Origin of the sequence: Blautia sp. 1033sp1_1033st1_G9_1033SCRN_220408, assembly GCF_040929965.1 — a bacterium.
GTDB lineage: Bacteria > Bacillota > Clostridia > Lachnospirales > Lachnospiraceae > Blautia_A > Blautia_A ammoniilytica.
In genome coordinates, this window is record NZ_JBFKZO010000016.1 from 1 (window position 1) to 12,715 (window position 12,715).

General features: G+C 42.0%; 11 protein-coding genes. 10 read left to right on the forward strand and 1 reads right to left on the reverse strand.

Annotated elements, in window-relative coordinates:
• Positions 1-86: 86 nt before the first annotated feature.
• From AB5916_RS11760 to AB5916_RS11805, 10 genes are all read left to right on the forward strand, one after another.
• Positions 87-539 (forward strand): hypothetical protein, encoded by a 453-nt coding sequence (locus AB5916_RS11760; protein WP_173726840.1) that lies wholly within the window; start codon positions 87-89, stop codon positions 537-539.
• A 651-nt stretch (positions 540-1,190) separates the two neighbouring features.
• A complete protein-coding gene (locus AB5916_RS11765; RefSeq protein ID WP_368190992.1) occupies positions 1,191-1,730 on the forward strand; it encodes a DUF3877 family protein in 540 nt (179 codons plus the stop codon).
• Positions 1,731-1,732: 2 nt separating this feature from the next.
• Positions 1,733-2,572: an LD-carboxypeptidase gene (locus tag AB5916_RS11770; RefSeq protein ID WP_368191104.1), complete on the forward strand. Its 840-nt coding sequence runs from the start codon at positions 1,733-1,735 to the stop codon at positions 2,570-2,572.
• A 102-nt stretch (positions 2,573-2,674) separates the two neighbouring features.
• Positions 2,675-3,610: a GTP-binding protein gene (locus AB5916_RS11775; protein WP_368191107.1), complete on the forward strand. Its 936-nt coding sequence runs from the start codon at positions 2,675-2,677 to the stop codon at positions 3,608-3,610.
• Positions 3,611-3,878: 268 nt separating this feature from the next.
• Complete coding sequence (locus AB5916_RS11780) at positions 3,879-4,928, forward strand: Gfo/Idh/MocA family protein (protein ID WP_368190995.1); 1,050 nt, start codon at positions 3,879-3,881, stop codon at positions 4,926-4,928.
• Positions 4,925-5,839 carry a sugar phosphate isomerase/epimerase gene (locus tag AB5916_RS11785; protein WP_158420837.1) on the forward strand — a complete coding sequence of 305 codons (915 nt, stop codon included), beginning with the start codon at positions 4,925-4,927 and terminating at the stop codon, positions 5,837-5,839. The genes AB5916_RS11780 and AB5916_RS11785 overlap by 4 nt, the downstream gene beginning before the upstream one ends.
• A 97-nt stretch (positions 5,840-5,936) precedes the next feature.
• On the forward strand, positions 5,937-6,995 hold the full coding sequence (locus tag AB5916_RS11790; protein ID WP_368190997.1) for a substrate-binding domain-containing protein: 1,059 nt from the start codon (positions 5,937-5,939) through the stop codon (positions 6,993-6,995).
• A gap of 147 nt (positions 6,996-7,142) precedes the next feature.
• The gene (locus tag AB5916_RS11795; RefSeq protein ID WP_158420835.1) at positions 7,143-8,642 is read left to right on the forward strand and encodes a sugar ABC transporter ATP-binding protein; all 1,500 of its coding nucleotides are present in this window, start codon (positions 7,143-7,145) and stop codon (positions 8,640-8,642) included.
• 1 nt (position 8,643) lies between these two features.
• Positions 8,644-9,669 (forward strand): ABC transporter permease, encoded by a 1,026-nt coding sequence (locus tag AB5916_RS11800; RefSeq protein ID WP_158420834.1) that lies wholly within the window; start codon positions 8,644-8,646, stop codon positions 9,667-9,669.
• A gap of 46 nt (positions 9,670-9,715) precedes the next feature.
• Positions 9,716-10,705 (forward strand): LacI family DNA-binding transcriptional regulator, encoded by a 990-nt coding sequence (locus AB5916_RS11805; RefSeq protein ID WP_173726855.1) that lies wholly within the window; start codon positions 9,716-9,718, stop codon positions 10,703-10,705.
• Between the two features lie 117 nt (positions 10,706-10,822).
• On the opposite strand, the gene AB5916_RS11810 is transcribed toward AB5916_RS11805, so the two are convergent.
• Positions 10,823-12,565 carry a hypothetical protein gene (locus AB5916_RS11810; RefSeq protein ID WP_368191000.1) on the reverse strand — a complete coding sequence of 581 codons (1,743 nt, stop codon included), beginning with the start codon at positions 12,563-12,565 and terminating at the stop codon, positions 10,823-10,825.
• Between the last annotated feature and the right edge of the window lie 150 nt (positions 12,566-12,715).

The following is a 12,715-nucleotide window of genomic DNA, read 5'->3' on the forward strand; positions in this document are numbered from 1 at the left end:
ACAACCGATTTCGCCCCCATTTGGGCATAAAGCAAGGCTGCCGCCCAGCAAAAAATATTTGCTAGTGCGACAGTCCCGTTTTTTTTATGGAAAGAAACAGGATCGTAAGACATTTTATCTGCATCTGCATGATCATGATCGTATTATTATCAGGGATGTGTATTCAGAAACATGAGACAGATTCCGCACTTTCTTATGCGAATTTTCAGATCAGACGGCTGCATGAGAAGAGTCCTCGATCCATGGCTGGCAATCCTCCGTCCAGCACAATTGTTTCTCCGGTAAAGACAGCACCAGAAGAGTATTATACTGAAGAAGGTGCTCCTGTACGTTTGATGAACATGATGCGTATAGGGTCAGCAGTACGTCAGGGTGTGCGTTACAGCATTCGTCTGATAGCAGCGGCGCTTCTGGCAGTATTAGCAGCCGTGTATATTAGTTATTGCTCCAAAGCTCGCAGGATGGAACGCAGTTACTGCACAGACAGGCGCAGCGTGATCATCCAATACATACAGCATCAGGATGGGAGCAAAGGCTGATTCCCCGAAAACATGCCATCAACTGGTACATCACCTATTTCATAGTAAAAACGGAGGAATACGTCCATGGTAGATGTTTTTGTAGGGATCATGATCGTGGCGGCAATCGGCGTAGGAGGCTGGCTGGCCTGGTACGAGAGCCGCAGCACTAAGAAATAAATATCCCGGATTTAATTATGCATAAAAGGATAAAATCATAAAATAAAAAGTTATAAGTTTTGTCTCAAATAAAAAGTCTCAAATATAGTTTTAATTTTTTAAAAGGACGAGTGTCATGCAGGTAAGTTGGCGACCTGCATGGCACTTTTGCTATATCAGCTGAAAGATGGACGAGGTTTCCGCCCGGTGAAATAAAGTGAAGAAAATTCAATTATGTCATTTGTAATTTCAATTTAGTCAAATGACTAAATTAAAATAGTTGACGACGAAATTGAAAATGTGGTAACTTGACAATGGAATAGATGTTTGACATAGTTGCGGTTAGATGATATTCTGATTATAGAAAGGGTGCTACCGATTGACGGTTAGCCCTAAGCTTAAAAGTGATCAAAAATGACCGCCAAGTTTTCTCAGGACAGGGCGGTTATTTTTGTGGCTTGGAATCATACTGCCAATGCAGCATAAGTGGCTTTATACGAGAGGAGAATCAAGATGGATCAGGGATTTCAGAAGCTGGAACGTAGCTTAATCGATGTGATCAAGGAAGAGCAGGCAAAGCTGGGTTACCAGAAAGAAAAAATACAGCTGTATTACCCGCTGTCTTCATTGAATCATTTTTTCAGTACACAGGACAGCGAAGAGGAGATGGCAGATCGGTTGAAAGAAATGCCGGAGTCCATAAAGGGGAAGTTAGGTGAGGTGACGGTGTCTCATAAAAATGACAGATTCTGTTTCCATATACCGGAGGAAGGAAGCGTGTATGTACATGAGCACACCCAGCCGGATGAATTTATTAAGGCACTGATCCAGCTGATTCCGGATCATGACTGTACTATTGAACGGATTCGGGAACTTTTTGATAAATACTGGGCGAAGGTAGAGTTCACAAAGATGGATAGTGATGAATTTGATTATCTGATCCGTTTTCTGGATAAAGAGGATGACCCATATTATTACTGTTTTAAGGATGAAGGCTGCCATTTTATTTATCACAGATTCCTTCCGGAAGACTATCAGGAATTTGGGTTTTGATCATGGAAAAAGCAGGAATTGTGTGCTGCTCGAATGGTTTGCAAAAGAGCAGCCAGAAAGATCTTCAAGCACTGGAGTTGGTACTGAAAGGTATGGGTTTGGAACCGGTATATTCCCCATATCTTTATGCACAGGAGCATGTGTGGAGCGGGACTGCCAGGCAACGGGCAGATGCACTTATGGAATTTTACAGGGATGAAGAAATCCGTCAGATTTTTGATGTTTCAGGCGGAGATCTGGCCAATGGAATCCTTCCGTATCTGGATTATGCACAGATTCAGGAAAGCGATAAGTGTTTCTGGGGATACAGTGATCTTACCACGGTACTGAATGCAATCTATACAAAGACAGGCAGATCCTCAGTTCTTTATCAGGTGAGGAATCTGGTTTATGATCAGGGGGAACGCCAGCAGAAGGAACTGCAGGCAGCTTTATGTGGACAGGAAGATACACTCTTTCAGTTTCCCTATGAATTTCTGCAGGGGGAGACCATGGAAGGCATAGTCGCAGGCGGCAATATTCGATGCTTTCTGAAACTGGCAGGAACACCTTATTTTCCGGATCTGGAAGGCAAGATCCTGCTTCTGGAAGCATTGGGCGGACAGGAAGGACAGATGCTTACCTATCTAAGTCAGCTGCAGCAGCTGGGGGCTTTTGAAAAAGTCAGAGGGATCCTGCTTGGCACGTTTACACGTATGGAAAGCCAGGGACAGCTGATGTATCCTCTTTTGAAACCTTTTATTTCGGAGTTATTGCCGGTAGCAAGAACATGGATGATCGGTCATGGCACGGATGCGAAAGCAATACGTGTGGGGGAAGTATACAGACTAAAAAAACAATAAGCTCAAAGGCATCGAGCAGAAATACGATAAATGGGATAAATGCAGAAAGACAGACTTGTGAATAGTTTGTATCAGAAAAGTGCTGCACAGGAGAATGACAGGATGATAAAGGTAGATCTGATCACGGGTTTTCTTGGCTCCGGGAAAACCACATTTATGAAAAAATATGCGGAGTATCTGATTGAAAAAGGCATGAATATTGGAATACTGGAGAATGACCACGGAGCAGTGAATGTGGATATGATGCTTCTGCACGATCTGGAAGGGGAGCACTGCGAATTGGAAATGATCGCAGGTGGCTGTGATCGGGAAACTCACAGAAGACGATTCAAAACAAAGCTGATTGCAATGGGGATGTGCGGTTATGACCGGGTACTGATCGAGCCCTCCGGGATCTTTGACGTGGATGAATTTTTTGACGCATTGTATGAGGAACCGTTGGATAAATGGTATGAGATCGGCAACGTGATCACGATTGTTGATGCTGGGCTTCCGGAAAAACTGGATGGCCAGGGAGAATATCTGCTGGCATCGGAAGCAGCTGAGGCAGGATGTGTGGTCTTAAGTAAATGCCAGAAATATTCAGAAGAACAGGCAGATGCGGCGATCAATCACCTGAACCGGGCGCTGGAACAGGTAAAATGTAGCCGCAGATTCCAGGATGAAGTGCTGTGCAAAGACTGGGATACTTTGACGGACAGGGATTTTGATATGCTTCTTGGTTGCGGTTACCGGACAGAAGCCTATGAAAAGCAGTATTTTGATGAAAAACAGGGATTTGACACTCTTTATTTTATGAATATGGAGATTCCGGGAGAAAGACTTGCCGGGGCAGCAGAGAAAATATTAAATGATTCTGGCTGTGGTCAGGTTTCCAGGATCAAAGGCTTTGTAAAAGAAGGGGACGGGTGGCTGGAAGTAAATGCCACTCATGGAGAGATCACAGTGCAGCCGGTTTCAGCTGGCCAGGCAGTGATCATTGTGATCGGGGAAGGGATGAACCGGGAACAGATCCAGTTATATTGGGAACAAGAATAAAGAAGAGGATGTGGGAATTTTGTATTAACCCACATCCCCTTTTTTTACGTTGTCTGAAATGAAAAAAATGAAAAGATTTCAGAAACGGATAAGAAAATATAGTGATAAATGTCAAAAATATATAATGAAAAGGTGCAAAATATAGAAAAAACACACGTATAGCACAAAAATGTTGACCGTATTTCTGAAAAATGATATGTTTTAGATGAAAAATGAAATAAACACTGAAAAAATGAAAAACATATGAAATTATAAAGGAGGTAATGAGATGGTAAAAATCGGAATTATAGGCTGTGGAAAGATTGCACAGGTTCGTCATATTCCGGAATATCTGGATAATCCGAATGCAAAACTGACCGGCCTTTATGATCTGAATCAGCAGCGGGCAAAGGATCTTGCTGAAAAATACGGCTGCAGGTCTTATGAAAGCATTGAGGATATGCTGGCTGATCCGGAAATTGATGCAGTCAGTGTATGTGCAGCAAATCATGTTCATGCCGAAATTACGATTGCAGCATTAAAAGCAGGAAAACATGTACTTTGTGAAAAACCGATGGCAACAAAATTAAAAGACTGTCAAATGATGGTGGATACAGCAGAGCAGATGGGCAAAAAACTTATGATCGGTCAGAATCAGAGATTTGCAAAGGCTCATGCAGAAGCACGAAAACTCATCCAGCGTGGAGATATCGGAAACGTTCTTACTTTCAGAACAACCTATGGACATGGCGGCCCGGAAACATGGAGTATAGATGCCGGCCCACAGAACTGGTTCTTTGATAAGAAGAGAGCTGTAATGGGAGCAATGGCCGACCTTGGAGTCCATAAGACAGATCTGATCCAGTATCTGCTTAATGATACAGTAGAAGAAACAACTGCAAAAGTGATGACACTGGATAAGAAAGACAGTAATGGAAACCTGATCGGTGTAGATGATAATGCCATCTGTATTTACAAAATGAAAAGCGGAATCATCGGAACGATGACAGCCAGCTGGACGTATTATGGAGAGGAAGACAATTCCACGATTATCTATGGAACAGAAGGAATGCTTAAGATTTATCATGATCCCAAATACTGTATCGAACTGATCCGTAAAGACGGCGGAAAAGTGTTCTATGATATCGACCAGATCCAGACAAATGATAATCAGACAAAATCAGGAATCATTGATTCATTTGTAGAATCTGTGGAAAATGACACAGAACCTGCTGTTCCGGGAAAAAGTGTACTCAGTGCAATGAAAGTAATTTTCGGAAATCTGAAATCAAGCGAACTTGGAAGAAGCGTTCGCGTAGATGAGGAGGAATTAGAGTGAAGATAGGGTTAGTCAGTGCAATTCTGGAAGATTATGATTTCAAAAAAATGATCGATACAGTTTCAGAGATTGGCTATGAATGTGTGGAAGTTGCCTGCTGGCCAAAAGCCAAAGCAGAGCGCAGATATGCAGGAGTCAGCCACATTGATGTGGCAAATCTGGGAGATAAAGAAGCAGAAGAAATCCTTTCTTATTGCAAAGAGAAAAATGTAGAGATTTCTTCTCTGGCATTTTATCCGAATACCATGGATGGTAATCTTGAAAAAAGAGCTGCCAACATAGAACACTTATATAAAGTGATTGATGCAAGCAAAAAACTTGGAATTAACCTTGTTACAACCTTTATTGGAAGAGACCAGACAAAGACAGTAGAAGAAAATCTGGAACTGGTAAAAGAAATCTGGATTCCAATCGTGCGTTACGCAGAAGAAAAGAAAGTACGTATTGCGATTGAAAACTGTCCCATGCTCTTTGACGGAGATCAGTGGCCAGGTGGACAGAACCTGATGACCACACCGGTAATCTGGAGAAAAGTTTTTGATATTCTTGACAGTGATTATATCGGAATCAATTATGATCCATCTCATTTTGTATGGCAGATGATTGATTACATTCAGCCGCTTTATGAGTTTAAGGATAAAATTTTCCATGTACATTACAAAGACATAAAACTTTTTAAAGAGAAACTGAAAGAGTGTGGAACAATGGCATATCCGCTTCAATATATGAAGCCGAAGCTTCCGGGACTGGGAGATGTGGATTGGGGTAAATATGTATCCGCATTGACAGACATTGGATTTGAAGGATATACCTGCATTGAAATCGAAGATAAATCTTTTGAAGGTTCTGAAGAACGAGTTCTGGACAGCCTGAAACTTTCTCTGAGATATATGAGACAGTTTGTGATCTGAAAAGACGATCTGATTTATTAAAATGTTAAAAGCTGAAATAATGCGGGGGAAAACCGCTTATTAAAAACAAACATATTCCAAAAGGAGGAAATGAATTATGAAGAAAACAGTAGTTTGCACGCTTATCGCAGCTATGACAATGGGCAGTATAGTTACTCCTGTATTTGCGGACGGAGAAGGAGATGCTACACACGTTTATGTACTGACAGCTCCGGAAGATCATGGCTGGACTGGTTCCGTAGCAACATTCGCAAAAGAAAAAATCGAAGAAGTAAATGATGCCGGAACTTACAGTGCAGAACTGATCACATCTGCAGATGCGGCAGAACAGATCGTCAACATTGAAGATATCATCGCAGCTGGTGAAGACAATATCGCCGTTGTTATTCAGCCAATCGATGACACTGTTCAGTCTGCAATCCAGCAGCTGGTTGACGCTGAGATCCCATATGTAGCATTTGACCGTATCATCGATGGTGTAGCTGACAGTGCAGTATCCAATGTAAAAGGTGACAACGAAGGTATCGGTGCAGCATGTGCAGCTTACTATACAGAGCAGGGACTGAAACCTGGTGATGCAGTTTATGTATACGAAGGAGATACTTCTTCTGTAACAACTCTCCGTGACAGTGGATTTACAAAATACCTTACAGGAGAACTGGAATATGATGGAAAAACAATCGCAGACGATGCAAAATGGTCAGAAGATGATCTTAAATCCATCACATATTCAGGCGCTATGAACTGGAGCCGTTCTGATACAAAAACCTCTTTTGAATCTCTGCTGGGTGATGCATCAAATGCAGACATCAAATGGTTCTATGCAGAAGATGATGAACTTGCAATGGGTATCCTTGAAGCTCTTCAGGGTGGTGGAATTGACGATGCAACAAAAGAAAAATTCCTTGGAAATACACCATATCTGACAGGCTGCGGCGGACTGGATGAACTTTATGCAGTACTTCGTGGAGAATCCTTCACAGATATCGCAGATCAGTTTGGCGGTATTGTATCTGTAACTTACAGCCCGGCAATGATCCAGACAGCAATCCAGGATATGGTTGATTATCTGGATGGAAAAGATGTAGAGCAGGATCACGTAATTGCCTGTGAAATCGTAAATAAGGACAACGTAAAAGATTATCCTTCTTTCTAAATCAAATATTTTCATGATATAATCTTTTTAAATAAGACAGAAATGACGAAGGGAACTGCAAAGTTCCCTTCTGTCAGATAATTAAGTGAATGTGTATCAGAGCAGTGTATCAGAAAGCCCGACAGATCGGGCGAGGAGGCGAGAATTATGAGTTTGCTGCAGATGAGTAACATCTGTAAGTCCTTCAGTGGGGTTCCGGTACTGAAAAATGTACAGCTTACAGTAGAAAAAGGGGAAGTGCATGCACTTCTTGGCGAAAATGGTGCGGGAAAGTCAACGCTTATGAACGTTTTGACGGGTGTATTTCCTCGCGATAAAGGTGAAATCGAATTTGATGGAAATAAATTAAAAAATATTACGATCAAGCAGTCTGAGAATATGGGAATTGCTTTTGTACATCAGGAATTAAATTTGTTTAACGATTTAAAAGTTTATGAAAATATATTCCTTCAGAAAGAATACACAAATAAACTGGGCCGCCTGGATAAGAAAAAAATGATTCAGGAGGCAGAGAGACTGTTTCAGGAACTGGGAGTGGATATTGATCCTACACAGCAGGTTTCTAAATTAAAAACAAGCCAGAAACAGCTGCTTGAAATATCAAAAGCTCTGTTTTTTAAAGCAAAACTTCTGATTTTGGATGAGCCTACAACATCATTAAATAATGATGAGGTGGCACATCTGTTTGACATTGTCAATAATTTGAAGAAAAAGGGAACTTCCTTTATCTTTATTTCACATAAAATGCCGGAGATTTTCCGCCTGTCAGACCGATATACCGTATTCCGAAACGGAGAATTTGTAGGCACCGGAAATATAAAAGATACCACACCAGAAGCTGTGACACGTATGATGGTTGGTGAGAAATACTCAGATCAGGATGTTTATGAAAAAAGACCCCTTGGAGACATGATCCTGGAGCTGAAGAATTTCAGTGGAGAAGGTTTTCGCAATATCAATCTGGCAGTGAAAAAAGGCAGCATCGTTGGACTGACTGGTCTTCAGGGTGCCGGAAGCAGTGAACTGATGCAGTGTATGTTCGGTGTAACAAGAGCATACAGCGGCCAGATGCGTGCGATGGGCAAAGTTATGAGGGATCATTCTATTCATACGGCCATGACTGATGGAATTGCGATGCTGGCATCAAACAGGAAGGAAAATTCTGTGATTCCGGATATGAGTATCCTGGAAAATATGTATCTGTCAGAGCATACCCTTTCCGCATGGAAACCAGCCATCTCAAAAAAGAAAGAAGTCGAAAGATACAAGAAATATAAGGAGATGTTGAACATTAAGGCAAATTCCTGGGAAGATCCGATCACCTCCCTGAGTGGTGGAAATCAGCAGAAAGTATTTCTTGCGCGCTGGCTGAATACAGATGCAGAAATTCTTCTTCTAGACAACCCTACACAGGGAATTGACGTAGGAGCAAAAGCAGAAATCTACAAATTGATCCTGGAACTTGCTAAACAGGGAAAAACAATTCTGATCAATACACTGGAAATACCAGAGATCCAGAAAGTTGCCGATTACTGTGCAGTGTTTTATAACGGCGAGATCATTAAGATCCTGGAACATCAGGAAATTGATGAGATGACCGTTATGATGTATTCAACAAATGCGGCACAGACAGAGGAGGGAAAATAAAATGAGTAAAAAGAATACAACAGTTCCTGGACGTATTGTAGGATTTCTGGGAGAAAATAGTTATATCATTGTTTTTGTGGCAATTTTTATCGTATATGCACTGACAACAAACGGACTGACCTGGAGCGGTATGATGAATGTATTTCGTCATTCCGCAGTAATCGGTATCATTGGACTGGGCATGGGACTGATCTGTATCACTGGTGAGATTGATCTTTCCGTAGGTTCTATGCTGGCTCTTGATGGTGGATTTTCTGTTATAATCTTTAACATAACAAACAGCATTATCCTCACATTTTTATTTGCGGTTCTGTTTGGTGCCTTCTGCGGTTTGATCAATGGCGTGATGGTAGGATGGATTCAGATGCCCGCATTTATCGTTACACTTGCAACAATGCTGATTTATCGTTCTTTTGCACAGTATTTCTGCCAGCATGTGGACAAAGCTTTGATCGGTGGAGGAAGTTCCGTTTACAAAATGGCAAACAGCCAGTCTTCTTATCAGACTCTTTACAATTTCGGTAACGGAAAAGTATCTACGATTCCAATCGTTGGACTGATACTTATTATCATGACCCTTGTTTTTGTATATATTACAACAAGTACAAAATACGGTAAAAAAGTATATGCAGTAGGAAGTAATATGAAAGGTGCGCAGATGGCGGGAATCAATACCGCTGCTGTGAAAATTTCCGTATTTGTGATCGCAGGTGCACTTGTTGGAATTGGTGCTTTTCTCTGGATTGCGATGAATGCTTCTGCTGACCCGGCAACAACAGGAAACAGCTATGAAATGTATGCGATCGCAGCAGCAGTACTTGGTGGGATCAGCATGTCCGGTGGTAAAGGAAAATGCCTTGGAATTCTGTTCGGTGCAATGTCCTATACGATCATTGATAAGATCATCGTGTCCCTTAAGATGGACTCTCTTATTAATAATGCGATCAAGGGAATTATCTTACTGCTGGTTATTATGGTACAGATCATAGGACCGCAGATCAAACAGAAATTAAAAAAGGCTGAATAAAACGCAGGATAAAATAAAAACATAAAACTTGAAAAAGAGAGAAAGCATGAAGAAGATAACCGTTTCATTAATTGCTGAGAAAGCACAGGTTTCACCGGCAACAGTGTCAAGAGTCCTGAATCACAGGGAACTGGTGAAAGAGCCGACGATCCGCCGGGTAGAAGAGGCCATGCGTTCACTGGGATGTCAGATGGAAAATACGGTCACTGTTTCAAAGGAAACACAACCATTGGTCGTTCTGAATATTCCGGGAATCGAAAATGCATTTTATCAGGAAATCATTCGGGGAGCACGAGTATCTGCAAAGGCACATGGTTGTCATTTATTGATTCATGAATCACATCTGAATAAAGGAAATATGCTGGATTTCTGTAATCTTTTGCGAAGAGTGGATGCTGCAGGTGTAATTCTTCTAAACCGTATATCAGAAGAGGCCCTGAATCAGATACGGACGATCGCACCTCTGGTACAATGCTGTGAATACAATGAACACGCAGATTATCCATATGTTAGTATTGATGACACTAAAGCAGCAGAAATTGCAACGGAATATCTTCTGTCAAATGGCGGAAGTAAGATTGCCCTGATCAATGGACCGGGAAATTTTAAATATGCCAGGAGGCGTCAGGAAGGATTTATGAATGCGCTTCAGAAAGCAGAGGTGATGATTCCGAAGCAGTGGATCGTGCAGCTGCCGGAAGTAAGCTATGAGATGGCATATGCAGCCATATGCAGACTGTTGAATTCTGACAGCCGGCCAAATGCTTTTTTTACAATATCAGATATTTTTGCGGCAGCAGTGATCCGTGCGGCAAAGCGTTTTCATCTGCATGTACCGCGGGACATTCTGGTAGTCGGATTTGATAATATCGAGTTATCTTCTATGACAACACCTTCTATTACAACTGTGAATCAGCCCAAATTCCAGATGGGCTATACAGCCTGTGAAATGCTTCTGGAACTGCTGGAAGAACCACAGGAAGAGATGAAGTCTCTTATACTTGATACGGAATTGATAATTCGGGAATCAACATGAAAAAAGAGCGGATGCAGGATAAAACTGCATTCGCTTTTTGAGTGTGTGCACAGATTAATTGATGTGATCAAGAGAGGCGGCTGCCAGGTGCAGCCGCCTTATACTGTATATCATGGTTTAACGAATGATAACTTTTGTTTTTGCATTTATGCCCAGTCCCTTGTCCCGGCTGGTATTGGAATATGGTATAACATTAATCGGTGTTTTGCGTCCTCTGTGATTGCCTGAATAAGAAAGGTTTACTTTAAAGCTAGTCCCTTTTCCTTTGCATTTGACGCCATCTATATATAAGCCTTGTGTACCGGGAAGCTGCTTCTTCAGCTGCACATTCACAGTGAAGCGGGTGGTGTAATATTTACGCCATGTCCATTTCCCCATGTACTTCTCAAATCTGGAGTTATAGGTAACCTTTACATTGCTGACGGAAATGGAACGGATAGCCGGCTTGACTTTTCGCCCTGTCCGATAGGTTTTCACAGTTGAAGAACCATTGATCAGCGAGCCGTCAGGTCCCTTGCAGGCAGAAACAAACTTGAATTGGTACTTGGTGTTTGGCTTTAATTTCTTGATCTGGAAAGGCCTGCCATTTTTTACTGTGGCTTTTAATACCCATTTCTTTCCGGATTTCATATAAACTTTTACCGGCTGGGAAGCAGAAGGATACATGCTGTCTCCAATCTGACATTTGTTAAAGAGGATCTTATTATAATAGCTGGTTACATCACTGACCACCGGTGCAGCTGCTTTTCCGATGATGTCCACATTGTTGGAAAGAACACCAGCCTCTGTTTTTACTGAAAGCCGTGTATAACCATAAGTATAATGAGCCCAGGATGCAATACCGTAAGTGATGGTGAATGTTGCCTGATTCTGTCCTTCTACATTGCCGCTGATCAGGTAATCACTGCCAGGAATGTTGCCGTCTGCAAGAATACAGGACATCTTGTCATCGCTGTTGGCGGGCACGGTGGTGGCAGTAATGGTAAAGGTCTTTGCCTTTTTCTTAATTCTGGAATCGAAGGAAGGGTTGGAAGAGGAGCAGGTGAGAGTCACACCTGTAGCCTGGATATATTCTCTTCCGCTAATGTTCAAAGTGAAGACTTCTGTTCTGGCCGGGGTGCTTTGTCTTCGTGTGTAGGCAAGCTTCAGCACATAATCTCCCGCATCCAGTATACCGGAGAAATGGTCAGCGGATGCATCGGATTCCAGTTTTGCCATATGGGAGGTGGAATTATTCTTGGAGTAAAACCATGCGGTCACCTGGTTTTTGTTATTACTGATCAGTTCCAGATTTACGTAACGCTTGGTTGCCAGGGAAAGAGAAAAATATCTGGCATTTTCGTCGGGATTAAGACCATAATCCATTAATGCACCTGAAATGGAGCCTTCCACAGGGATTGGCTGCGCCTGGACAAAAGCTTTGCCGCCGATGTCAGAAATATTGGAACGGGTGGCTGTAAGCATACAGGAAGAGCCGGATGAATAGTCCGAACGGAAGATAAAAGTCATAGATATGGTTTCCCCTGGTTCCAGGATCACAAAGCCGGAGGAAGTATTAGTAAGTGAATTTTCGATCCATTCAAATTGTTTTAATTTTGGAGGGGTGACTACTTTTGTGCGGGCAACGGATCGCTGGATATCCAGACGCATGGGAATAGTGGTCTGGTTACGAATGGTGGTGACTGATTCTTTGCCCCTGTAATCTTCCCCAAAGGCAATCCGGTAAGTGTCTGGTCCGGTAATGATAAATGAATGATTATAATCCTGGGCCTTAACCGGAACGGAGATGATGCAAAGCACCGCCAGTATGGCCATTACCAGCGAAAGAAGCTTTGCGGTTTGTCGGTTTGTCTTTTTCATATTCATACCTCCTGAAAAATGTTATTTCCTGTTCTGTGTATCATATGACAGGACAGAATCTCCTCTATATAATTATATAACTTCAGAGAAAAATAACATCACCTGAAAGGATGATAAGGAAAAACAAAACTAGGATTACAGTGAATGGAG

Bases quoted from the DNA above. Each gene is read 5' to 3' on its own strand.
- AB5916_RS11770 (WP_368191104.1), top strand. From the start codon at position 1,733: ATGGAAAAAGCAGGAATTGTGTGCTGCTCGAATGGTTTGCAAAAGAGC.
- AB5916_RS11780 (WP_368190995.1), top strand. From the start codon at position 3,879: ATGGTAAAAATCGGAATTATAGGCTGTGGAAAGATTGCACAGGTTCGT.
- AB5916_RS11795 (WP_158420835.1), top strand. From the start codon at position 7,143: ATGAGTTTGCTGCAGATGAGTAACATCTGTAAGTCCTTCAGTGGGGTT.
- AB5916_RS11760 (WP_173726840.1), top strand. From the start codon at position 87: ATGGAAAGAAACAGGATCGTAAGACATTTTATCTGCATCTGCATGATC.
- AB5916_RS11775 (WP_368191107.1), top strand. From the start codon at position 2,675: ATGATAAAGGTAGATCTGATCACGGGTTTTCTTGGCTCCGGGAAAACC.
- AB5916_RS11805 (WP_173726855.1), top strand. From the start codon at position 9,716: ATGAAGAAGATAACCGTTTCATTAATTGCTGAGAAAGCACAGGTTTCA.
- AB5916_RS11790 (WP_368190997.1), top strand. From the start codon at position 5,937: ATGAAGAAAACAGTAGTTTGCACGCTTATCGCAGCTATGACAATGGGC.
- AB5916_RS11800 (WP_158420834.1), top strand. From the start codon at position 8,644: ATGAGTAAAAAGAATACAACAGTTCCTGGACGTATTGTAGGATTTCTG.
- AB5916_RS11765 (WP_368190992.1), top strand. From the start codon at position 1,191: ATGGATCAGGGATTTCAGAAGCTGGAACGTAGCTTAATCGATGTGATC.
- AB5916_RS11810 (WP_368191000.1), bottom strand. From the start codon at position 12,565: ATGAAAAAGACAAACCGACAAACCGCAAAGCTTCTTTCGCTGGTAATG.